The following is a 23485-nucleotide window of genomic DNA, read 5'->3' as shown; positions in this document are numbered from 1 at the left end:
GATGAGCGCTCACGAAGGAGCTTGAAAGAGTGTATGAGCAAATCGGGCGATAGCAGGGCAGAAGCGGCGCTCGCGCGCTTTTCCTGGCGATCAGTTTCTTGTCGGAAGTGAACCGCGTCGAGGCCTCAGATCAGATGTCGTCGTCCTCATCGCCTTCGTCATCGCCGATGTCGGAAATTGGGACCAGGAAGACGACGAATTCGTCATCGATGGTGCGCTCCGGATCGTCGTCGAACTCGTAGGCGTGCTCGACTTCGCTCGCCTCTTCGGCGGTTGCCTTGCGCAGGCTGAGCGGAGCAACTCCGTCCCAAACCGGCTTGCCTTGAGATTGCAGGACCGTGAGATCCTCCCGGAAATCCTCAGCCTCGAAGAAGGTCTTGGCATCGTCGGCGTCCTCGGAGCGGAAGCTTGCGACTGGTTGTCCATCGATTTCGATCGTAAAGTAGTCCATCAGAATTCCTTCGCCTGCGCACCATCCGCTTGACAGCGACAGTACGGTGATCGAACACCCCGCGCCAGCACTATCCTTTAAGGATAACGATTATCGCGGTCCCATGACCTGCGTGGACGCCAGCAGCGGTTGCCCCTCCGCGATCTGCTTGGAACTGCGACCGCCAACGAGGCTCAAGCTCAACACGCTCGCGATCATACAAACAACAATGATCGTCATGAGAATTTTCATGGGGGACTCGTCGGCAATCCGGCATCTCTTATGCCTGTGACGCTAGCCAGTTTGACGATGGGACGCAAGCGGAAGGACCCACTCGCCACGGCCATCGGACTGGCCATAAGAAAAGCGGCCCGATTGTCCGGGCCGCTTTCCGAGATAATTCGGCAGGGCTGTTAGATGAGCTTCGCGAAAGCGACGGCCGTGTCGGACATGCGGCTGGAGAAGCCCCACTCGTTGTCGTACCAGGACAGGACGCGCACGAAGTTGCCTTCCATGACCTTGGTCTGATCGGTCGCGAAGATCGAGGAGTGGCTGTCGTGGTTGAAGTCGCGGGAAACGAGCGGCTCGTCGGTGTAGCCGAGAATGCCCTTCAGTTTGCCGTTTGCGGCCGCCTTGATCGCTTCGTTGATTTCGCCGACCGTCGTGGCCTTCTTGGCGACGAACTTGAAGTCGACGACCGAGACGTTCGGGGTCGGAACGCGGATCGACGTACCGTCAAGCTTGCCCTTCAGATGCGGCATGACGAGGCCAACGGCCTTGGCTGCGCCCGTCGACGTCGGGATCATGGACAGGGCTGCGGCGCGGGCGCGGTACAGGTCCTTGTGCATGGTGTCGAGCGTCGGCTGGTCGCCGGTGTAGGAGTGGATCGTGGTCATGAAGCCGTGGTCGATGCCGACCGCGTCATCGAGAACCTTCACAACCGGTACGAGGCAGTTCGTCGTGCAGGATGCGTTGGAGATGACCAGGTGCTCCTTGGTGAGCTGGTCGTGGTTGACGCCGAAAACGACGGTCAGGTCAGCACCGTCGGCAGGGGCCGAAACGATGACGCGCTTGGCGCCTGCAGCCAGGTGCAGGGCAGCCTTTTCACGCGAAGTGAAGATGCCGGTGCATTCCATCGCGATGTCGACGCCGAGTTCCTTGTGCGGCAGCGTCGCCGGGTCCTTGATCGCCGTCACCTTGATCGGCTTGCCACCGCCAACAGTGATCGTGTCGCCTTCGACCTTCACCTCGGCTGGGAACTTGCCGTGGATGGAGTCGTAGCGCAGCAGGTGGGCATTGGTCTCGACCGGGCCGAGGTCGTTGATCGCGACGACTTCAATGTCGGTGCGGCCAGATTCGACAATAGCGCGGAGAACGTTGCGGCCGATGCGGCCGAAGCCGTTGATGGCAACCTTTACAGTCATGTGCATTCACTCCCTAGAGATGGGGCTTGCGGATTGAATTGGAGAGCGCTTGTGCGCTCCCTTTATAGCTTTGCTTCTGCGGCCGCGACCACGGCGTCCGCGGTGATGCCGAAATGTTCGAAGACCTTCTTTGCAGGGCCCGATGCGCCGAAGCCCTTCATGCCGACGAAGCTACCTTCCGGACCGATGAACGCATCCCAGCCTTCGCGGACGGCGGCTTCAACGGCGACCTTGACCGGCGAGTTGCCGATGACTTCCTTGCGGTAGGCCGCCGGCTGGTCAAAGAACAGTTCCGTGCAGGGAACCGAGACGACGCGGGTGGAAACACCCTTGCCTTCGAGCGTTGCGCGGGCCGCAACGGCCAGTTCGACTTCGGAGCCCGAAGCGAAGATCGTCACCTTCGCGTCGGCATTACCAGCCAGCGTGTAGGCACCCAACTCGCAGAGGTTCTTTTCGCTGTACTCGGTACGCACCGGCGTCAGATTCTGGCGGGTCAGCGCGAGGGCGGACGGGTGGTCTTTCGTCTTGATGGCGATCTGCCAGCACTCGGCCGTCTCGGTCGGGTCGGCCGGACGGAAGACCCGCAGGTTCGGAACGGCACGCAGGCCGGCGATCTGCTCGACCGGCTGGTGCGTCGGGCCGTCTTCGCCGACGCCGATCGAGTCGTGCGTCAGGACGTGGATGACCCGGATGCCCATGAGGCTGGCGAGGCGGATCGGCGGGCGGCAATAATCCGAGAAGATCATGAAGCCGCCGCCATAGGGAATGAGACCGCCGTGCAGCGCGATGCCGTTCATCGCCGAAGCCATGCCGTGCTCGCGGATGCCCCAGTGCATGTAGCGTCCGGCGAAATCCGTTGGCGTGATCGAATGCATCTGGCTGGTCTTGGTGTTGTTCGACGGCGTCAGATCGGCCGAACCGCCGAGCGTTTCCGGTAGGAAGCCATTGATAACTTCGAGGGCGTCTTCCGATGCCTTCCGAGTAGCGATGACTGGCTTGGTCTCGATGAGCTTCTTCTTGTAGTCGCTGATCGCTGCGTCGAAGCCTTCCGGCAGGTCGCCGGCAAAGCGGCGAGTGAACTCAGCCTTGTGTGCGGATTTGGCGAGACCGTCTTCCCACGACTTGACAAGGTCAACCGAACGGCTGCCGGCTGCGCGCCATGCGTCGAGGATGTCAGAGGGAATGACAAAGGGCTCGTATTCCCAATTCAGCGCCTTGCGGGTGGCTGCGATTTCATCGGCGCCGAGCGGGTTGCCGTGGACCTTGTGAGTGCCCTGCTTGTTCGGAGCGCCGAAGCCGATGATCGTCTTGCAGGCGATGAAGGTCGGACGGTCGGATTTGTGGGCGGCTTCGATGGCGGCGGAGATGGCAGCCTGGTCGTGGCCGTCGATCTCGATCGTGTTCCAGTGAACGGCCTTGAAGCGGGCAATCTGGTCGGTCGAGTCAGAGAGCGAGACAGCGCCGTCGATGGTGATCGAGTTGTTGTCCCAGAAGAGAACGAGCTTGTTGAGCTTCAGGTGGCCGGCAAGCGCAATCGCTTCATGGCTGATGCCTTCCATCAGGCAGCCGTCGCCGCAGATCGCATAGGTGTAGTGATCCTGCAGTTCTGCCCCGAACTCCTCGCGCAGCTTGCGCTCGGCGATCGCCATGCCAACGGAATTGGCAATGCCCTGGCCAAGCGGTCCGGTCGTCGTCTCAATGCCGGTCGCATGGCCATATTCCGGATGGCCGGCGGTCTTCGAGCCGAGCTGGCGGAACTGCTTCAGGTCTTCGACCGTCATGTCGGGATACCCGGTCAAATAGAGCAGCGAGTACAACAGCATCGAGCCGTGGCCGGCCGACAGCACGAAGCGGTCGCGGTTTGGCCAATGCGGCTTCTTCGGGTCGAACCGGAGATACTTCGTGAAGAGGATGGTCGCTACGTCGGCCATGCCCATCGGCATGCCTGGGTGCCCGGAATTTGCCTTTTCGACTGCATCCATGGCGAGGAAACGGATCGCATTTGCCATCCGGTCGTTTTGTTCAGGAGAGGTCATGGCTGTTCCACGGGGTTCCGGTGTCGGGGGATGGCCTCAAGCCTGTGGAGACCATCAATGAGAGCGGGTGACACATAGCAGTTGGAACGGCCAAGTCAATAAAATGAAGGCGTAGCAAAAGCTGCTCCAATCGATTTTAGACATTTGACCATCAATTTTTACAAAAGTTGAATGCCACACGCGGCAGCGATTGATTTTTGTCATCCACAGAATAGGTCTGCGGCTGCGGTACCGGCTTTATTGACGCGCCGTTGGCGAGGTGCGTATCCTTTTGAAAATACTGAATCGGGCGCACGCGCCGATTCGCGGGTCTTGCGCGGGGAACCGGAGAGACATGACGCCTACAGGCAAAATCATGGAAGCGGCACTGAACGAGCTGCGGCAAGCGATATCGGGGCTCGAGAACGCAGTCGACATGCGTATCGAGCACCAGCGAGAGCAGGGCGAGGTCGAAGGCGAGGTTCGCCGGATCCACGCGGATCGCTCTAAGCTTGCCCAGGAATTGGACCAAGCCGAATTCCGCGCGAACCGGCTGGAAGAAGTCAATCGCGAGGTCTCGCGGCGGCTGGTGACGGCCATGGAGACTATTCGCGCGGTTCTCGACCGATAGAAAGGCGCGGCAGATGGCGCAGGTAACGGTAACGATCGACGGCAAGGCCTACCGGATGGCTTGCGAGGAAGGGCAGGAAGATCACCTGACGGATCTCGCAACGCGCTTCGACAATTACGTCGGCCACCTCAAAGGCCAATTCGGTGAAATCGGCGACCTGCGCATCACCGTCATGGCAGGCATCATGGTCATGGACGAGATCTCCGAGTTGACCCGCCGGATTGCGGACCTTGAATCCGAACTGGGCGCCTTGCGCAACAGCAGCGATACGGTGCTGGCGACGAACGCCCGCACCGAAGAGACGCTTGCGGCCGCGCTCGGCGAGGTGACGAGCCGCATTCGCGGTATCACCGACAAGCTGAACGGCAGAGCGCCAGCCGAGCTCAATTAAATCGGAAGGGCGCTCCGGGTCCCCTCTGGCGCGCCGCGGAAATCAGTCTTATATATCGGGTGCGGTCTGCGCCTCTCGACAGGAACCACAATCCCTGGGGCCATACTCGATCCAAAGGGAGCTGTCCCTGACCAGGCTCGTGGGCCTGGACACACGGTGCCCACCTACGTTTGTAGGCACCCAGGATCGTAAACATCCATCGGTTGCCGTGGATCGCGCTTCCCTCTCCATCTCCGTTGCTTTTTGCGCGTGTGCCCGCACGGCAGACCCGTTCGTCGAATACGGCATCAATCTGCGGGAAGGTTTCTTCCTCAGTGAGATGCGGGGCGAGCAGGCGACCGCGCCGGAATATTGAACGGCGAGACCGTGCCTCCCGCCTTGGAATTCTGTTGTTTCAGGTCGGTCGCCCGAATTGTCTGATCCATGCGACAGAGAGTTCGCTTGCTTGCTGCATAGCGAGTGCTAGTTTCCGCATCATATCGATTTAATTTCCAGGAGATTTGAGATGCAGCTTGGGATGGTAGGTTTGGGCCGCATGGGCAACTACATGGTTCAGCGATTGATGCGCGGCGGCCATGAATGCGTCGTCTACGACGCCAAGCCGGAGAGCGTTGCCGATCTCGTTGGCAAGGGGGCTGTCGGGACAGCCTCGCTTGAGGAATTCGTCTCGAAGCTGTCGCGCCCGCGCGCGATCTGGCTGATGCTGCCGGCGGCGATCACGGACAAGGTCATCGCCCAGATCGTGCCGTTGCTGCACGACGACGACATCATCATCGACGGCGGCAACTCGTACTATCACGACGACATCCGACGTGGCGCCGAACTCATCACCAAGGGCATCCACTATGTCGATGTCGGCACCAGCGGCGGCGTATTCGGTCTCGAACGCGGCTATTGCCTGATGATCGGCGGCGAGAAAGGAATCGTCCAGTCGCTGTCGCCGATCTTTGCATCCCTGGCGCCCGGGCAGGGAGATATTGCTCCTTCGGCGGGGCGCAGCGCGCATCCGGAGAGCACTGCCGAACAAGGCTTCCTTCATTGTGGTCCGCACGGCGCCGGTCATTTCGTCAAGATGGTGCATAACGGCATCGAATACGGCCTCATGGCCGCATATGCGGAAGGGCTGAATATCCTGAAACATGCGAACATCGGTGCGACGACCCACGAGGTTGACGCGGAAACCGCCCCATTGGCCCACCCCGAGTATTACCGCTATGACCTCAACCTGCCTGATATTGCCGAAGTATGGCGTCGTGGCAGCGTGATCACATCCTGGCTGCTCGATTTGACCGCCGACGCGCTGCATGCCGATCCGGTCCTCACCAAGTATGCCGGTCGCGTTTCCGATTCTGGCGAGGGCCGCTGGACGATCATGGCGGCAATCGATGAAAGCGTGCCGACGCCGGTGCTCAGCGCCGCGCTGCACGGCCGGTTCTCGTCGCGCGACAATGACGAGTTCGCCAACAAGGTGCTCTCCGCTATGCGCGCAGGTTTCGGCGGGCACGTCGAGAAGCCGAAGAGCTAGGTCGCAACTTTTCGTTTTCCACGCCCGCGCAGCGATGCCTGTGCGGGCTTTTCTTTTAAACAGCACGATATATTGTCGGGGGATCGCATCGAGGGGGCAAGGAATGATGGGTCCTGCAATTGGCGCACGCGGCATGATGCAGCTGCTGGTATCGATGATGTTCCTGTTCGCGTTTGCCGGCGCCTCCGCCGCCCAGACCGCTCCCGCTTCAACACCCTCCGCGGCGACCGCTGCCGAACCGCCGGCGGAAGTGCGGCAAATACTCGAACTGATGCAGAAACCGCAGGTGAAAGAGTGGATGGCGACGCAGACGAAGCCTGCGCCGACCGCACCCACACAGCCGCAGACCGGCGAAATGTCGGCGCTTTCCGAGCTTGTCGGTCACGCCCGCCGTCATGTCGAGATGGTCTCGGACGCGGCGATGGAGTTTCCTGGCGAAGTGGAAACCGCCTCTGAGGTCGTTGAACGCGAGGTCGTTCCCAGCGGCTGGCTGCTGATAACCGCGGAGGTCGTTGCTCTGTTCCTTGCCGGCTTGGCTGTCGAGCTGGTCTTCCGCCTTATCGTGCCCAAGCCACGGATCCGGCAGACAGACGACGGGGCTGTGACCGTTGCCCACCATGCAACGGCAAATCTGCTTTATCGCATTGTTCCGGCGATCGTCTTTGCCATTGCGACGCTTGTTCCGCTGCTTGCCTTCAGTTGGCCGCCGATCACGCGCTCCATGGCGATCGCAATCGCGATCGCGCTCATCGTCGCCCGCTTTACCGTCGCATTGGGGCGGCTGCTGGTAGCTTTGGTCACCTTGCCACGCGCGGATGGCGAACGCCAGATCTCACGGGCACGGGCGCTTTTCTGGTTCCGCCGCTGCGCGGTCTTCGTCATCTACTTCGCCTTCGGCTGGGCAGTGATCCAACTCATGGCGCCGCTCGGCTTTTCCGAAGGCGCGCGCTATTTCGTCGGCTACATCCTCGGTCTTGGACTGTTTGCTATCGCGGTTGAGGCCGTTTGGTCCCGCCCTGTGGAAGAGGGAGAGCACCGTAGCCTGTCCCTTTCCTGGGGGCTGACTCTCTATTTCGGTCTGCTTTGGCTTCTGTGGGTTTCGGGATTCAACGTACTGCTTTGGATCGGCATCTATGTCGTGCTTCTGCCGCGTGCCCTTAGTGTTGCGACGCTCGCCGTTCGTTCCCTACATCAGGCGGAGGCAGGCTTTCTTGCAGGGCGACGCATCGCTACTGTACTGCTTGATCGCGGCGTTCGCGCCCTCATCATCGCGGTCGCAGCTTTCTGGCTGGGGCGCATGATCGGGCTTGCCGCCGACAGGATGGCGGCGGGAGAAACAATGATCGATCGGATCGCCCGTGGTGCGATCGGTGGCATTGTCATCCTGCTTGCTGCCGATCTGCTGTGGCATCTGGCGCGGGCCTACATTAACGGCAAGCTCGACGACTCTCGTATCGACGGGGCGCTGACAGATGAGGACAAGGCCAGCCGTGCGAGGTTGCAGACGCTGCTCCCGATCTTCCGGAATATTCTCGCCGTCGTCATCGCCGTCATTGCTGTGCTGATGGTGTTGTCGGGCCTCGGTGTCGAGATCGGTCCGCTGATCGCCGGTGCCGGGGTGGTCGGCGTTGCCGTTGGTTTCGGCGCGCAGACCATCGTGAAGGATGTGATCAGCGGTATGTTCTACCTGTGGGACGACGCCTTCCGCGTCGGTGAGTATATCGAAAGCGGCAGCCACAAGGGTGTCGTTGAGGCCTTCAGCCTGCGATCGGTTCGGCTCAGGCATCACCGTGGACCACTGACGACGGTACCGTTTGGTGAGCTCGGCGCAGTCAAGAACCTGAACCGCGACTGGACGATCGACAAGATCACCCTCAACGTGACCTACGACACCGACCTCGTGAAGGTGAAGAAGGTGATCAAACAGATTGGGCAACAACTGCTGGACAATCCCGATTACAGCCCGCACATCATCGAAACGTTGAAGATGAAGGGCGTGGAGCAGTTTGGCGACTTCGCAATCGTCATCCGGCTGGCAATGATGACCAAGCCCGGCGAGCAGTTCGTCATACGACGTAACGCATTGGCAATGATCCGCAACGCCTTCAAGGAAAACGGCATCGAGTTCGCTGTGCCGACCGTGCAGGTATCGAGCGAGAGCCACGAGGCTGATCATGCGGCCGCTGCCCGCCATCTGTCGCAGCTCTCGGGCTCGGGTGAGCCAGCGGCATAGCCCGGCGCTCAGCCCCAGTCCGATCAACCTTACGAAATTGCAATGCGCAGAGCTGCGTCTTGCGCCAAATTTGCCCCAATTGGAGATGAAGGAGGCGACAACGGACGGGCTTGGGTCGGGGCAGACGCGCATTCATAGAACTTGCATGCCGCCTATGTTACGTGCTTCGAACATCATCCGCTAAACAGGAAATTGTGACGGTACGAGATGTCGGGGCACGGCAAACTAGACGAAATCGAAGACGCCGACGAATCTGCAATACGCGGGTTCTTCAGGCGCTATCGCGCGCACCTGACGGCCCTGGTGACGCTCGCCCTCTTCTGTCTCGTCGGCTTCGCGATCGTGCAGCTCACGAACGAAGTGCGTTACGACGACGTTGTGCAGGCACTGGCCGACACCAAGGTCAGCTCGATCCTGTTGGCCCTGGTGTTCACTGGCCTGAGCTTCCTTGCCCTTGTTTTCTACGACGTGAATGCCATCGAATATGTTGGCCGGAAGCTGCCATTTCCGCAGGTGGCACTGACGGCCTTCAGCGCCTATGCGGTTGGCAACACGGCGGGATTCGGTGCGTTGAGCGGCGGCGCGATCCGGTATCGTGCCTATTCGCGCCTTGGCCTGACGCCGGAAGAGATCGGCCGCGTCATCGCCTTCGTGACACTGTCTTTCGGGCTCGGGCTTGCGGGGGTCGCGGCGATCGCGCTTCTGATCATCGCCGATGAGATTGCGCCTCTCATCGATGTCGGTAGCCTTACGCTGCGGCTGCTGGCCGGTGCGGTGATCGCCGGCTTGGGCGTCATAATGTTCATGGGGCGCGACGGGCGCGTAATTCATCTCGGTCCGGTCGAGGTCCGGTTGCCGGACTCGCGGACATGGTCCCGGCAGTTCCTGGTCACCGCTTTCGACATCGCCGCCTCGGCGACGGTCCTCTACGTCCTTCTGCCGCAGGCGGCGATCAGCTGGCCGGTGTTCCTGGCCGTCTATGCGATCGCCGTCGGGCTTGGCGTCCTAAGCCACGTGCCGGCCGGTCTCGGCGTATTCGAGACCATTATCATCGCCTCGCTTGGCAGTGCGGTGAACATCGACGCAGTGCTCGGCTCGCTGGTGCTCTATCGCCTCATCTACAATGTTCTGCCGCTGCTGATCGCGGTCCTTGCCGTTTCGGCGACCGAACTTCGTCGGTTCGCGGATCATCCGGTTGCCTCGGGTATCCGGCGGATCGGGATCCGGCTGATGCCGCAGTTGCTCTCGACGCTGTCGCTGCTTCTCGGCGTCATGCTCATCTTCTCGAGCGTCACCCCGACACCCGACCAGAATCTCGAGTTTCTTGCCAACTACCTTCCCCTGCCGATCGTCGAAGGCGCGCATTTCTTGTCGAGCCTGCTCGGGCTAGCGCTGGTCGTTGCCGCCCGCGGCCTCGGCCAGAAGCTTGACGGCGCCTGGTGGGTATCGATTCTGTCGGCCGCGGCCGCGCTCACCTTGTCGCTACTGAAGGCGATCGCGCTGGTCGAAGCCTGTTTCCTTGGCTTCCTGATATTCGGCCTTTTCGTCAGCCGCCGGCTGTTCCGTAGGCATGCGTCCCTTCTCAACCAGACGCTGACGGCCTCGTGGCTGACCGCCATTGCCGTGATCTGCGTCGGCGCCATCGTCATCCTGCTCTTCGTCTATCGGGACGTCGAGTACAGCAGCGAGCTGTGGTGGCAGTTCGAATTTGCCGGCGAGGCGCCCCGCGGCCTGCGTGCCGTGCTCGGGTTGACGATCATTTCCTCGGCAATCGCGATCTTCAGCCTGCTTCGCCCTGTAGCGATCAAGCCAGAGCCTGCTTCGGCGGACTCTTTGCAGCGGGCGGTCGAGATCGTCGAAAAACAGCGATATGCCGACGCCAATCTCGTGCGCATGGGCGACAAAAGCATCATGTTCTCTGAGAAGGGCGACGCCTTCATCATGTACGGACGGCAGGGTCGCTCCTGGATCGCTCTCTTCGATCCGATCGGCGAGCGCAGTGCGATTCCGGAACTCGTCTGGCGCTTCGTGGAGTCGGCGCGCGCAGCCGGCTGTCGCGCTGTGTTCTATCAGATCTCCCCGGCGCTTCTTTCCCACTGCGCTGATGCGGGGCTGCGGGCCTTCAAGCTTGGCGAGCTTGCCGTCGCCGATCTGAAGACCTTCGAGATGAAGGGCGGCAAGTGGGCGAACCTACGGCAGACCGCGAGCCGTGCGCAACGCGACGGCCTGGAATTCGAGGTGATCACACCGGAAAACGTTCCGGCAGCGATGGATGAGCTCGCTGCGGTTTCGAATGCCTGGCTTGAGGACCACAATGCCAAGGAGAAGGGCTTCTCGCTCGGTGCGTTCGATCCGGACTATATCCTTGCGCAGCCGGTTGGCATTCTCAAGCTCGAGGGCAGGATCGTGGCATTCGCCAACATCCTGATAACGGCCGCGAGGGACGAGGGCACGATCGATTTGATGCGCTTCTCTCCGGATGCGCCGAAAGGATCGATGGACTTCCTCTTCGTCCAGATCATGGAGTATCTGCGCGGCGAAGGCTTTGCGCATTTCAACCTCGGCATGGCGCCGCTCTCGGGCATGTCGAAGCGCGAGATTGCGCCGGTGTGGGACCGTGTCGGCAGCACCGTCTTCGAGCACGGTGAGCGCTTCTATAACTTCAAGGGTCTTCGGGCCTTCAAATCAAAGTTCCATCCACACTGGCATCCGCGGTATCTTGCGGTTTCCGGTGGAGGCAATCCGATGATCGCTCTCATGGACGCGACATTCCTGATCGGCGGCGGATTGAGAGGGGTAGTGAGAAAATGATGAAGAGACACCTTCTTGCAGCCGTCTTCGCCCTGTCTTTGTCCGCCCCGGCGGCAATGGCCGCGACCGAGACGACGCAGAGCTTTGAGACAGGGACAATTCCTTCCCCGCACATCTTCCTGCCCGATGGAGATGTGAAGGGGGCGGTCGTCCTGATTTCCGATGGCGCCGGCTGGGGCGACAACGAGAAAGCGGAGGCTGATCGGCTCGTCCAACAGGGCGCCGTCGTCATTGGCATCGACTTTACGACCTACATGGATGCGCTCAGGAATTACGACGTCAGCCAGAATGACGGCTGCATCTACATGGTGTCCGACCTTGAATCGCTGAGCCAGCAGGTGCAGCGCGCGGCGGGCAACAGCGCATACCATCTGCCGATCGTTGCCGGCGTCGGCGAGGGCGGCGCGCTGGCACTGGCGATTGCGGCGCAGACCCCGGATGCGACGATCGGCCAGACGCTGGCGATCGATCCGGCTGCCGGCATTCCGCTCACCAAGGAACTATGCACGCCGGCTAAGAAGCAGACGGTCGGCGATCGCATGGTATACGGGCTTAGCGATATAGCTCTTCCGGACCCGATCATCGCTTCGTTCACAGCGTCGGCGAACAAGGACGGTCGTGCGCACGTCGAAGAACTCAAGAAGCAGCACTCGGGCATCGATATCCGCGATTCCGGGGACGATGCCCAGACGACGCTCGCCGATACGCTCTCGGACCTGATCGATGCCTCCGGCAGCGCCGACAATCCGCTCGGTTTGCCGCTCACCATTCTCGATGCCAAGCCTGCCTTCGACACAATGGCGATCATTTACTCCGGCGATGGCGGATGGCGCGATATCGACAAGGAGGTCGGTGCGGCGTTGCAGAAGCAGGGCGTCCCTGTCGTTGGCATCGACTCGCTGCATTACTTCTGGTCGGAGCGCCAGCCGCAGCAAACGGCAGACGATCTCGGCAAGATCATCGAGCTTTATCGCAAGCAGTGGCAAGTGAAGCATGTTCTGCTGATCGGCTATTCATTCGGTGCCGATGTCGTGCCTGCTGCCTATACGCGACTGAAGCCGGCTGCGAAGGGTTCCATCGCGCAGATGTCGCTCCTATCGCTCTCGCATGAGGTGGATTACCAGATCTCCGTCATGGGCTGGCTCGGCCAGAAGACGGAAGGTGCAGGCGGCGATCCCGTTGATGACCTGAAAAAGGTCGACGCGAAGATCGTCCAGTGCATCTACGGCAAGGAAGACGACGACGAGGTGGCTTGCCCTGACCTCAAGGATAGCGGTGTCGATGTGATCGCGCTTGCCGGCGACCATCACTTCGATGAGAATTACGAACTCTTGAGCAAGACGATCATCGACGGACTGAAGGCGCGACTTCAGGACTAGGCTGCACTCCGCGCCTTGCCGCTAGCGCATCAAATAGTCTTCACTCCAGCCGAGAGCGGCGATATCGGCGCTCCGGAAGCGGCCATCATCGGCGACAATGAATTCATCGAGTTGTGGTGGTGATACGCTCGTTCCTGCCAACATGGCATGGACCTGGCCGCGATGGTGTGTCTGGTGCTGGAACAGGTGGTTCAAAACGTCTTCCATCCGCTCGCGCTGAATGCGCCCAGAACGATGGAGCTCGGTCGTCGATGCCAGCTTTTCCGGCGTTGCCGCCTCGCAAAGGGCAACCAGCCGACAATCGACCTTGGCCTGCTCTGCGGCAAGCGCCGCGATGTCGCCGAATGGCTCCTCGACGTCCCAGGCGGCAGGCCCTAGTGTGCCGCCTTCTAAGGCATCGACGTAGAACCAGTCGACGGTCAGAATATGGTTGAGCGTTGCCTTGATCGACGGGAAGAAGCTTACCCGAGTTGCCTCGAACTCTCCCGGCATCAACTTGCTACAGGCTTCATGCAGGCGATGGTTCGCAAGCGCATTGTTGTAAGCGAGCTTGCGTGCGGTTCTACAGGGGTCGAACGTGGGCATCGGTTAACTCCGTTTTGACGCCCTTCCGCAGCATCAGTCGTCTTCCTGAAACAAGCGGAACTGCGCGGCCTCGAGATCCTTTGGGGGCTGCATGCCGAGGTGCTTCCAAGCAGTTGCCGTGAGCACGCGACCGCGCGGCGTACGCTGAATGAAACCTTGCTGGATCATATAGGGCTCGATGATGTCCTCGATCGCATCGCGCGGTTCGGAAAGACCGGCGGCGATGGTTTCGATGCCAACCGGGCCGCCGCCGAAGTTGACCGCGATCATGTTGAGGTAACGTTTGTCGAGCTGGTCGAGGCCCATGTTGTCGACGAGCAGGCGGGTCAGCGCCTCATCGGCAATCTCGCGGGTGACGGCTTCGGCCTTCGCTACTTCGGCGAAGTCGCGCACACGCCGCAGCAGGCGACCGGCGATACGCGGCGTGCCGCGGGCGCGCCGGGCAATTTCGCGCGCACCCTCGTCGGTCATCGGCAGGTTCATCAAGCGCGCGCCGCGACGAACGATCAATTCCAGTTCCTCTACCGTGTAGAAGCTCAGGCGGACGGGAATGCCGAAACGGTCGCGCAGCGGCGTTGTCAAAAGGCCAAGGCGTGTCGTTGCGGCAACGAGGGTGAATTTGGACAGGTCGATCTTGACGGAGCGCGCCGCCGGACCTTCGCCGATGATCAGGTCGAGCTGGAAGTCCTCCATCGCGGGATAGAGGATTTCCTCGACGGCCGGATTGAGTCGGTGGATTTCATCGATGAAGAGCACGTCGCGCTCTTCGAGATTGGTCAGGAGGGCTGCGAGATCGCCCGCCTTGGCGATGACTGGGCCGGAGGTCGAGCGGAAATTGACGCCGAGTTCCTTGGCCATGATCTGCGCCAGCGTGGTCTTGCCGAGGCCGGGCGGGCCAACGAAAAGGACGTGGTCGAGCGCCTCGCCGCGGTTCTTCGCCGCCTCGATGAACACCTTCAGGTTTGCGCGTGCTTCCGCCTGGCCGGTGAACTCGTCCAGCGATTGCGGCCGCAGCGTCACATCCAGGTCTTCGCCTCGTTTCTCGGCCGATATCAGGCGCGCGGCTTCACTCATGCTGGCATTTCCCAATCTTCAAACGCTCGTGACCAATACACCAAGCCGAACGCTTTTGGCACCCGCTCGGGCAATTGGATCAGCGAGCCAGTTCCTTCAAGCCGAGACGGATGAGCTTGGCGCTGTCGGCACCTTCACCGGCGGTCTTCATGGCCGCTGCAACGGCGTTGGCCGCCTGATCGCGGGAATAGCCGAGATTCGTCAGTGCGGAGACCGCGTCGGCGACCGGAGCAGCTGCGACGCCTTCGCCCAACTCCTGCTTGAGGCCGATGGTACCGGACGCTTCACCGGCAAAGGCCGGCGCCTTGTTCTTCAGTTCGGTGACGATACGCACTGCGACCTTGGGTCCGACACCCTGAGCGCGGGCGACTGACGTGCGATCCTGCAGCGCAATGGCGTTCGCCAGTTCGCTTGGAGGCAGCGTCGAGAGCACGGCGAGAGCCACCTTTGCACCAACGCCTTGTACGCTTTGCAGGAGGGTGAACCATTCCCTCTCGAGCGCGGTCATGAAACCGAAGAGTTTCAACTGGTCTTCGCGAACATAGGTTTCGATGAAGAGCACACAGGCTTCGCCCACCGAGCCGAGGCGAGACAGGGTGCGCGCCGAGCAGAAGGCGACGTAGCACACGCCGTGGACATCGACGAGGACATAGTCGTCGCCGATTTCTTCGATGGTGCCTTTGAGCTTGCCGATCATGCAAATGGTCCGTTCGGTGGGTTGTCAGTGAAGATTAGCCGGCAAGTGCTGCCTGCCGCATGCGGTTGCTGCCGCGGTTGTGCGCATGGCAAATTGCGATCGCCAACGCGTCGGCGGCGTCGTTGCCTTTGAATTCGACCTTGGGCATCAGGATTTTCAGCATCATGTGGATTTGCTGCTTCTCGCCGTGGCCGACACCGATGACTGCCTTCTTGACCGCGTTCGGCGCGTATTCAGCGACCGGCAATCCGGCACGGGCAGGGACCAGCATCGCAATGCCGCGCGCCTGACCGAGTTTCAGCGTCGCGACGGCATCCTTGTTGACGAAGGTCTGTTCTACAGCGGCCTCATCCGGCTTGTAGCTATGGACGACATCCGCCAGACCGTCATGCAGTTGGCAGAGGCGCGAAGCCAGGTCCATGTCGCCATCCGAGGTGACGGTGCCGGACGCGACAAAGCGCAAGGAATTGCCGAGTGTGTCGATAATTCCCCAGCCGGTGCGGCGCAGGCCCGGATCAACGCCGATGATGCGAATCGTATTTTGCATGCTTCACCCTATTGCACTCGCAAAATAACTGCCATCGATATGTGAACAAAACAAAAACATTCCTTGTTTTTCAGCCGCGCTGTTTACGGCAATTTAAGCTCCGTAGCCGACTTTTGATCCACAAAATGTCAGAGGAGCTCCCTTCTTCAGGAGGTAAGGCTCCCGTGTTCTGTTTACAGGTCAGCCGGCAGGGCGTTCCCGTTCCGCCGGTATGAGCCGTTCCGGAAGGGTTCGTCGTTCATGGTTCAGAGATTTCAATCCCTGTCCTTTAAGGTCATTGCTACATTCATTCTGCTCACCGCGCTGTCGATCGCGGTCATCAACGTCCTCGCTTATTTCGCCAGCAGCCGCATATCCGGCGAGCAGGCGCTCAAGGCAAAGGAGAGCGTGCTGATCTTCCGCGGCGACATGCTGCAGGATCAGCTTCAGCAGCTGGAAAACCAGGCGAACTCGATTGCGCGCATCGAAGCGCTGCAGATGTCGATCACGAGCCTGAAGAGCGGTTGGAAGACAATCGAGAAGACGTCAGGCGATGCGCGCGCCGAATTGAAAAAGGTGTTCATCACCAGCAATCCCAATCCGGCAGACCAGCGCGAAAAACTGATCAAGCCGGAAGCTCCGAGCGGCTTCTACTTCTCCAATCACGAAACGACGCAGGGCGAGGTGGCCCGCGACCTCGAGAACACCGCCTTCAGCGACCTGCTGATTGCCGATCTCGATGGCAACGTTCTCTATTCCTACAAGAAGAACGACGACTTCGCCGAAAACCTGAAGACCGATGCGTGGAAGTCGACCGGCGCCGGTCTCGCCTTTGCCAAGGCCATCGAGAACACCGCCAAGGCGAAGGACGATTCCGCGCCGACCGGCTTTTCAGGTCTTCGCGTCGATGCAGCAAATGGTAAGTCGGCAATCTTCTACGCCGTGCCGATCGTCAAGCTCGGCGCTCCCAAGGGCGTGATGCTCTTCAAGGTGCGCGATGACATCATTACCAGTATCCTCGCCAAGGGTATCGTGGCCGGCAGCACCGCACAGGCCGCGATCATCTCGGAAGATGGCTCGGCTGTTGGCGTGAACAGCGCTGGCCAGCTTGTCATGCTGGATACGGCGCCGTTCACGTTCGCTAAGGACGCGCTTTCGGCAAAGGGGATGACGGTCGACGACTTCGATCGCGCCGATGGTCAGGCGCGCGCCTATGTCCGTGGCATCGACTATCAGGGCTCCCGTTTCCTCGTCGTGGAAAGTGTGCGTCTCAGCGAGCTCAACGCCGGCTCGCTCGAAATCGCGACCCTGCTGACGATGATCGCATTTGGCGTTCTGGTCGTCATGGCGGTGGCGACCTGGATGATCACCAAGCTGCTGTTCTCGCCGCTCGCCCGTCTTGCCGGCGTCACCCGCGACGTTGCCGATGGCAACCTCGACGTCGAGATCGGCAGCCAGAACCGCGGCGACGAGATCGGCACGATGGCCAAGGCCCTGGCGCGGTTCAAGCAATCGCTGGTCGAAGGCCGCGAGCTGGAAGCTGCCAGCAATGAAACGCGGGCGCGCGCCGAGCGGGATCGCCAGCAACATATGGCCGAGCGCGAGGCCGAGGCCCAGACACTGCAGGAAGTCGTCCAGGCGATCGACGAGGGTCTGCACCATCTCGCCAATGGCGATCTTGCCTATCAGATCGAAACACGCTTCCCGAGCGAACTCGAGGGCCTGCGCGTCAATTTCAACGAGGCGCTGGCAGCGCTCAGCGAAACGATGACGGCGATCGGCGGCAACTCCATGGCGGTACGCGCGGGCTCCGAGGAAATGCGCACCGGCGCCGACGAGCTTGCCGGTCGTACCGAGCGCCAGGCCGCTTCGATCACCGAGACTGCAAACGCAATCGATGCGATCACCCAGTCTGTCCGGGTTCAGATCGAGCGCGCCGAGCAGGCCGAACGCATTGCCCGTGACGCCAAGCGCGAAACGGCCGGCTCCAGCCAGATCATGCAAGAGACGATCGCTGCAATGGAAGCAATCCAGGCATCGTCGCGCCAGATCAACTCTATCATCGCCGTGATCGACTCGATCGCCTTCCAGACGAACCTTCTGGCGCTCAATGCGGGCGTCGAAGCGGCGCGAGCAGGGGAGTCCGGCAAGGGCTTCGCTGTCGTCGCCATGGAAGTGCGCGAACTGGCGCAGCGTTCGTCGAGTGCAGCAAAGGAAATCGGGAGCCTGCTACAAAAATCCACGCATGAGGTTGAGCTGGGCGTATCGCTCGTCGAGCGCGCCGGAGACGCGTTGACCGGGATCGGCAGCCACGTCGAGGCGATCAACGGCCAGATCAGCGAGATCATGGAAACGACTCGTGAAGAGGCGGACACGCTGCGCCAGATCAACACGGCGGTGTCCGAGCTGGACGCGATGACGCAGCAGAATGCGGCAATGGTCGAGGAAACCACCGCGGCTATTCACCGGCTCGCTACGGAAGCGGTCGAAATGGATCGGCAACTGGCGAATTTCACACTGGCGCATGAGCATCAGAGCGCTGAGGTGCACGGGCTAAGACGTCGGGCCTGAACCGAGCGTTGACAAAACAAGGGGCCGGGTGACCGGCCCTTTTCTTTGCCGGCCCGTTTGGAATGGAAGAAGAGCACACCTACATAGACGTGTCCTTCCAACCACCGACAGGCTTCGCCATGGTTCCCTTTTCCATTCTCGATCTCGCTCCGGTGCCAGACGGCGGGACGATCCGCCAGTCGCTCGAGAGTTCGGCGCGCATGGCGCAGAAGGCCGAAGAGTTCGGGTACAAGCGCTTCTGGCTTGCGGAGCATCACGGCATGCCGGGGATCGCCAGCGCAGCGACGGCGGTTGTCATCGGCCATGTCGGCGCGGCGACCAAGCGCATCCGTATCGGCTCCGGCGGCATCATGTTGCCGAACCACTCACCGCTTGTCATTGCCGAGCAGTTCGGAACGCTGGAGGCGCTGTTTCCAGGGCGGGTCGATCTCGGTCTTGGACGCGCGCCCGGCACCGACATGCGAACTGCCCAGGCGCTGCGCCGCAATCTGGACGCCGGGGCGCAGAGCTTCCCGAATGATGTGGTCGAATTACAGCAGCTACTCGGAGCGCCAATCGAGAACCAGGCGATCCTCGCTGTCCCGGGCATGAATTCCAATGTGCCGATCTGGCTGCTGGGCTCCAGCCTCTATAGCGCACAGCTCGCGGCAATGCTCGGGCTACCCTATGCCTTCGCTTCGCATTTCGCGCCGGATTCGCTGCTTGATGCGATCGATATCTATCGCAGCCGCTTCACGCCGTCCGCCGTGCTCGACAAGCCCTATGTCATGGTCGGAGTCATGGGTTCCGTTGCTGCGACGGACGAGGAGGCACAATATCATTTCACCTCTGCCCAGCAGCAGTTCGTCAATCTGCGCCGAAATGTGCGCGGCCAGTTCCCGCGCCCGGTCAAGGACATGGAGAGCTTCTGGTCGCCGATGGAGAAGCTGACGGTGGAACATACGCTGCGGTACGCCGTCGTCGGTTCCCAGAAAACGGCAGAGGCGAAGCTCACCGAGTTCCTGGCGGAGACACAGGCCGACGAAGTCATCATCTCGATGCCTATCCACGACATAGAGGCGAGATTGACGTCGGTGGAGCTTTTTGCCGGGCTTGGAAACTTCCTTCGCGCTGCGGCGTAATGCCGCGCGTCCCGGCCAGGCCGGGCCCCACAGCCATTTGTGCGAATTGACTTAACGCAGTCGCACCATAGCTTCGTCTGATTGCACTATCGTTCGTAGAGTTGCGGCGATGCAGGTGCGATGGGACGGCGCGCCAAAAATGGCGCGGCCGGTTTCGAGCAACCTTTGGAGGATGAGGATTGCTATGCGTTACCGTGGTCTTGCTGTTTTGATTTCACTGCTCTGTCTTTCCACCTCGGCTGCCATTGCCCAAGAGGGTGATGCGGCGGCCGGGGAAACGGTATTCAAGAAATGCGCGGTCTGTCACATTGCCGACACCGACAAGAACAAGGTCGGACCGTCGCTGAACCACGTGTTCGGTCGCACCGCCGGAACCCATCCGAACTTTGCCTATTCGTCGGCCATGAAGGCTGCGGGCACAGCCGGATTGGTCTGGGATGACGCGACGCTGCGCGATTATCTTCACGACCCCAAGTTGAAGGTAAAGGGAACGAAGATGGTGTTCGTTGGCCTAAAGGATGATGGCGAGATCACCAATCTGATCGCCTACCTTAAACAATTCTCGAAATGAAATCAGCCGATTGCGACCGAGCCCACTGATTTGGGAGGCTCGCTCGCGCCATTGCCGTGATGCATTGTTTATGAGATAGTCCTAACGCAACTGCCGACGATTGCGGGTAATTTCCGCACATTGTGGCGGTTTGGGAGGAACGCATGGTTGTCGTGCTGGTTCTCGTTCTGATCGTCGTCGGGTCGGTGGCATTCCATCTGCTCAGCCCGTGGTGGTGGACTCCGATCGCCTCGAACTGGAGCTACATCGACCACACCATCACCATCACGTTCTGGATCACTGGCTTTGTCTTCGTCGCGGTGATCTCCTTTATGGCCTATTGCATCTTTCGTTTTCGCCATCGGCCGGGCAACCGGGCGGCCTATGAACCAGAAAACAAGCGTCTGGAATGGTGGCTTGCCGGCAGCACCGCTCTCGGGGTGGGTGCGATGTTGGCACCTGGTCTCTTCGTATGGCACCAGTTCGTGACTGTCCCGGCGGATGCTGGGGAAATCGAAGTCGTCGGGCAGCAGTGGCTGTGGAATTTCCGGTTGCCGGGAGTGGATGGTAAGCTTGGCAGGGCTGACAATCGAGCGGTGACAGCAGACAATCCGCTCGGCGTCATCAGGAGTGATCCGGCGGGCCTCGATGACATCATCATTTCAGGTGGCGAACTGCATTTGCCGATCGGAAAACCGGTTCGCGTGCACCTGCGATCGGTTGACGTCTTGCATGATTTCTATGTTCCCGAGTTCCGGGCGAAAATGGACATGATCCCCGGCTCGGTCACCTATTTCTGGTTCACACCGACGCGGACGGGCACATTCGAAGTGCTATGCGCGGAGCTTTGCGGTGTTGGACACCCGCAGATGCGAGGGACTGTCGTTGTCGACGAGGCGAACGCCTATCAGGCGTGGCTCGCGCAGCAGCAGACGTTCTCGCAGCTGATGGCAGCGGTTGAACCGGCCAACTAGGCCGGCGTTGCGACCGGGGGAGCGGTCGTAACGGGAGGAGGAAGGAAAGCATGCGATGGTTGATATTCCAACCAGTGCCGCCGACGTCATTCCGCCAGCCGAAGTGGCGGATGTAGAACTTTACCATCCGAGGAGCTGGTGGACGAAATACGTCTTCAGCCAGGATGCCAAGGTCATTGCCATCCAGTATTCCATGACGGCGTTCGCGATCGGTTTCGTGGCGCTCGTCCTCTCCTGGCTGATACGTCTGCAGCTCGGCTTCCCCGGCTATTTCTCCTTCATCGACGCCGACCACTACTATCAGTTCATCACGATGCACGGGATGATCATGGTAATCTATCTGCTGACCGCACTCTTCCTCGGCGGCTTCGGCAACTATCTCATTCCCCTGATGGTGGGCGCTCGCGATATGGTGTTCCCCTATGCGAACATGCTGAGCTACTGGCTCTACCTGCTCGCCGTGATCGTGCTTGTCGCCGGTTTCTTTGCGCCCGGCGGGCCGACGGGTGCTGGCTGGACGCTCTATCCGCCGCAGGCATTGACATCAGGTACGCCGGGCGGGCGCGACTGGGGCATCATCCTGATGCTCTCATCGCTGATCATCTTCATCATCGGCTTCACCATGGGCGGCCTGAACTACGTCGTCACCGTGCTGCAGGGAAGGGCGCGCGGCATGACTTTGATGCGGATGCCTTTGACCGTCTGGGGCATCTTCACCGCCACCGTCATGGCGCTGCTGGCTTTCCCGGCATTGTTCGTCGCCGCGGTCATGATGCTGTTCGACCGGCTGCTCGGCACCAGCTTCTTCATGCCTGCAATCGTCGAGATGGGCGAACAGCTGAAATCGGATGGCGGAAGCCCGATCCTGTTCCAGCACCTCTTCTGGTTCTTCGGGCATCCGGAGGTCTATATCGTGGCGCTTCCGGCATTCGGCATTGTCTCAGATCTGATCAGCACGCATGCGCGCAAGAACATCTTCGGCTACCGCATGATGGTTTGGGCGATCGTGATCATCGGGGCGCTGAGCTTCATCGTCTGGGCGCACCACATGTATGTTAGCGGCATGAACCCGAATTTCGGGTTCTTCTTCGCCACGACAACGCTCATCATAGCCGTCCCGACGGCGATCAAGGTCTACAACTGGGTCTTGACGCTTTGGCGGGGGGATATTCACCTGACTTTGCCGATGCTGTTTGCCATCGGCTTCATCGTGACGTTCGTCAATGGTGGGTTGACTGGGCTTTTCCTCGGCAATGTGGTGGTTGATGTGCCGCTGTCCGACACGATGTTCGTCGTCGCACATTTCCACATGGTGATGGGCGTTGCACCCATCATGGTGGTCTTCGGCGCCATCTACCACTGGTACCCGAAGATTACCGGGCGGATGCTCGACGAGGTTCTCGGGCGGATCCATTTCTGGGTCACCTTCATCGGCGCCTACGCGATTTTCTTCCCAATGCATTATGTCGGTCTTGTCGGCGTGCCGCGCCGCTACTTCGAGCTTGGCGACACGGTATTCATTCCACCGTCAGTGCACGATTTGAACATGTTCATTTCTGTCGCAGCGCTAATTGTCGGCGCGGCTCAACTCGTTTTCCTGTTCAATGTCGTCTGGAGCCTGTTCCATGGTCGAGAGGCGGGTGGCAATCCGTGGCGGGCGACGTCGTTGGAATGGCAGACGCCCGAGACGCCGCCGGCCCATGGCAATTGGGGCAAGGAGCTGCCGGTCGTCTACCGCTGGGCATACGACTATAGTGTCCCCGGCGCTGCCGAAGACTTCATACCGCAGAACCAGCCGCCAACGGCTGGACTGTCGAGGGCGCCAGCATGAGCGTCGTGCTGATTTTCCTCGCAGGCGTTGCCGCCATCGTCATTTGGTGGATGTCCGGACAGCGGTTGATGTCGAAGCCATGGTTGGAGGTCGGCACGCTCGACGATATCCACCAACCGGCTAAGCCGCCGATCCCGACGGCCAAGATCGGCCTCGGTATTTTTCTTGCGGTTGTCGGGGCCCTCTTTTCCTTGCTGGCAAGCGCCTATCTCGCCCGGATGAGCGGCGCCGATTGGTGGGCGATCCCCATTCCACGGCTTCTTTGGGCGAATACGGCGGTGCTGATCTTGAGCTGCGCGGCGCTGCAGTGGACGGTGGTTCAAGCGCGGCGGGGCGCCGATGACGGTGTACGACTGGGCCTCGATGCAGCACTGGCGACAGCAGTGCTGTTTCTTGCGGGGCAGATCGTTGCCTGGCTGCAACTCGTTGCGGCCGGTTATGTGCTTGCCGATAACCCGGCAAACAGCTTCTTCTACATGCTGACTGGGCTGCACGGTCTCCACATCCTCGGCGGGCTGGCGGTCCTTGCACGGACGCGGGTGAAGCTGCTCGCGGGCAGCGCCACGGCGCCCGCCAGGCTGCGCCTCGGCATCGAGCTCTGCGCCACCTACTGGCACTTCATGCTCGTCGTGTGGCTGCTTCTCTTTGCGCTCTTTACCGGCTGGGCAAACGACTTTGTCGACCTCTGCCGTCAACTCGTTTCTTAAGGGGCAGACA

General features: G+C 60.7%; 20 protein-coding genes, 1 other RNA gene and 1 pseudogene. 14 read left to right on the top strand and 8 right to left on the bottom strand.

Annotated features, from left to right (window positions below):
- Positions 1-130: 130 nt before the first annotated feature.
- The 4 genes from FHT97_RS11135 to tkt form a co-directional block, all read right to left on the bottom strand.
- Positions 131-451 carry a hypothetical protein gene (locus FHT97_RS11135; RefSeq protein ID WP_183862138.1) on the bottom strand — a complete coding sequence of 107 codons (321 nt, stop codon included), beginning with the start codon at positions 449-451 and terminating at the stop codon, positions 131-133.
- Between the two features lie 90 nt (positions 452-541).
- A complete protein-coding gene (locus FHT97_RS11130) occupies positions 542-682 on the bottom strand; it encodes a hypothetical protein (protein ID WP_183755976.1) in 141 nt (46 codons plus the stop codon).
- 161 nt (positions 683-843) lie between these two features.
- Positions 844-1854, bottom strand: a complete 1011-nt coding sequence (gap, locus tag FHT97_RS11125) for a type I glyceraldehyde-3-phosphate dehydrogenase (protein WP_183862136.1) — start codon at positions 1852-1854, stop codon at positions 844-846.
- Positions 1855-1916: 62 nt separating this feature from the next.
- Positions 1917-3890, bottom strand: coding sequence for a transketolase (tkt, locus tag FHT97_RS11120; RefSeq protein ID WP_183862134.1), 1974 nt, complete (start codon positions 3888-3890; stop codon positions 1917-1919).
- 334 nt (positions 3891-4224) lie between these two features.
- Between tkt and FHT97_RS11115 the strand changes: the two genes are divergently transcribed.
- The 8 genes and pseudogenes from FHT97_RS11115 to FHT97_RS11080 all read left to right on the top strand — a co-directional run bounded on the left by FHT97_RS11115 (position 4225) and on the right by FHT97_RS11080 (position 12839).
- Complete coding sequence (locus tag FHT97_RS11115; protein WP_114714520.1) at positions 4225-4500, top strand: DUF4164 domain-containing protein; 276 nt, start codon at positions 4225-4227, stop codon at positions 4498-4500.
- Between the two features lie 13 nt (positions 4501-4513).
- Positions 4514-4891 (top strand): cell division protein ZapA, encoded by a 378-nt coding sequence (locus tag FHT97_RS11110; RefSeq protein WP_183862132.1) that lies wholly within the window; start codon positions 4514-4516, stop codon positions 4889-4891.
- A 60-nt stretch (positions 4892-4951) separates the two neighbouring features.
- Positions 4952-5110: non-coding RNA, 6S RNA (gene ssrS / locus FHT97_RS11105), on the top strand.
- 52 nt (positions 5111-5162) lie between these two features.
- Positions 5163-5246: pseudogene (locus tag FHT97_RS11100) on the top strand (ATPase); the annotation flags it as partial.
- Between the two features lie 150 nt (positions 5247-5396).
- Positions 5397-6416, top strand: a complete 1020-nt coding sequence (gene gnd / locus FHT97_RS11095) for a phosphogluconate dehydrogenase (NAD(+)-dependent, decarboxylating) (RefSeq protein ID WP_183862131.1) — start codon at positions 5397-5399, stop codon at positions 6414-6416.
- Positions 6417-6522: 106 nt separating this feature from the next.
- On the top strand, positions 6523-8649 hold the full coding sequence (locus FHT97_RS11090) for a mechanosensitive ion channel family protein (RefSeq protein ID WP_183862531.1): 2127 nt from the start codon (positions 6523-6525) through the stop codon (positions 8647-8649).
- Between the two features lie 207 nt (positions 8650-8856).
- A complete protein-coding gene (gene mprF, locus FHT97_RS11085; RefSeq protein WP_183755726.1) occupies positions 8857-11460 on the top strand; it encodes a bifunctional lysylphosphatidylglycerol flippase/synthetase MprF in 2604 nt (867 codons plus the stop codon).
- Positions 11457-12839 carry a virulence factor family protein gene (locus tag FHT97_RS11080; RefSeq protein ID WP_183755725.1) on the top strand — a complete coding sequence of 461 codons (1383 nt, stop codon included), beginning with the start codon at positions 11457-11459 and terminating at the stop codon, positions 12837-12839. The genes mprF and FHT97_RS11080 overlap by 4 nt, the downstream gene beginning before the upstream one ends.
- A gap of 21 nt (positions 12840-12860) precedes the next feature.
- On the opposite strand, the gene FHT97_RS11075 is transcribed toward FHT97_RS11080, so the two are convergent.
- The 4 genes from FHT97_RS11075 to ruvC form a co-directional block, all read right to left on the bottom strand.
- Entirely contained in the window at positions 12861-13424 is a 564-nt protein-coding gene (locus FHT97_RS11075) for a DinB family protein (RefSeq protein ID WP_183755724.1), read from the bottom strand.
- 33 nt (positions 13425-13457) lie between these two features.
- Positions 13458-14498, bottom strand: coding sequence for a Holliday junction branch migration DNA helicase RuvB (gene ruvB / locus FHT97_RS11070; protein WP_007527359.1), 1041 nt, complete (start codon positions 14496-14498; stop codon positions 13458-13460).
- Positions 14499-14577: 79 nt separating this feature from the next.
- The gene (gene ruvA / locus FHT97_RS11065; protein ID WP_183755723.1) at positions 14578-15195 is read right to left on the bottom strand and encodes a Holliday junction branch migration protein RuvA; all 618 of its coding nucleotides are present in this window, start codon (positions 15193-15195) and stop codon (positions 14578-14580) included.
- A 34-nt stretch (positions 15196-15229) separates the two neighbouring features.
- Positions 15230-15742, bottom strand: coding sequence for a crossover junction endodeoxyribonuclease RuvC (gene ruvC / locus FHT97_RS11060; protein ID WP_088693257.1), 513 nt, complete (start codon positions 15740-15742; stop codon positions 15230-15232).
- 240 nt (positions 15743-15982) lie between these two features.
- Between ruvC and FHT97_RS11055 the strand changes: the two genes are divergently transcribed.
- The 6 genes from FHT97_RS11055 (at position 15983) to FHT97_RS11030 (ending at position 23475) form a co-directional block, all read left to right on the top strand.
- Positions 15983-18292: a methyl-accepting chemotaxis protein gene (locus FHT97_RS11055; RefSeq protein WP_183862129.1), complete on the top strand. Its 2310-nt coding sequence runs from the start codon at positions 15983-15985 to the stop codon at positions 18290-18292.
- Positions 18293-18411: 119 nt separating this feature from the next.
- Entirely contained in the window at positions 18412-19413 is a 1002-nt protein-coding gene (locus FHT97_RS11050; RefSeq protein ID WP_183862529.1) for an LLM class flavin-dependent oxidoreductase, read from the top strand.
- 184 nt (positions 19414-19597) lie between these two features.
- Positions 19598-19984: a cytochrome c family protein gene (locus tag FHT97_RS11045; protein ID WP_183862127.1), complete on the top strand. Its 387-nt coding sequence runs from the start codon at positions 19598-19600 to the stop codon at positions 19982-19984.
- 143 nt (positions 19985-20127) lie between these two features.
- Entirely contained in the window at positions 20128-20937 is an 810-nt protein-coding gene (locus tag FHT97_RS11040; RefSeq protein WP_183862125.1) for a cytochrome c oxidase subunit II, read from the top strand.
- 55 nt (positions 20938-20992) lie between these two features.
- Positions 20993-22768 (top strand): cytochrome c oxidase subunit I, encoded by a 1776-nt coding sequence (gene ctaD, locus FHT97_RS11035; protein ID WP_183755719.1) that lies wholly within the window; start codon positions 20993-20995, stop codon positions 22766-22768.
- Complete coding sequence (locus FHT97_RS11030; RefSeq protein ID WP_183862122.1) at positions 22765-23475, top strand: cytochrome c oxidase subunit 3; 711 nt, start codon at positions 22765-22767, stop codon at positions 23473-23475. Before ctaD ends, FHT97_RS11030 begins: the two co-directional genes overlap by 4 nt.
- The last annotated feature ends 10 nt before the right edge of the window (positions 23476-23485 follow it).

Origin of the sequence: Rhizobium sp. BK399, from assembly GCF_014194695.1 — a bacterium.
Lineage (GTDB): Bacteria > Pseudomonadota > Alphaproteobacteria > Rhizobiales > Rhizobiaceae > Rhizobium.
This window is presented reverse-complemented; position numbering and strand designations above follow the sequence as displayed.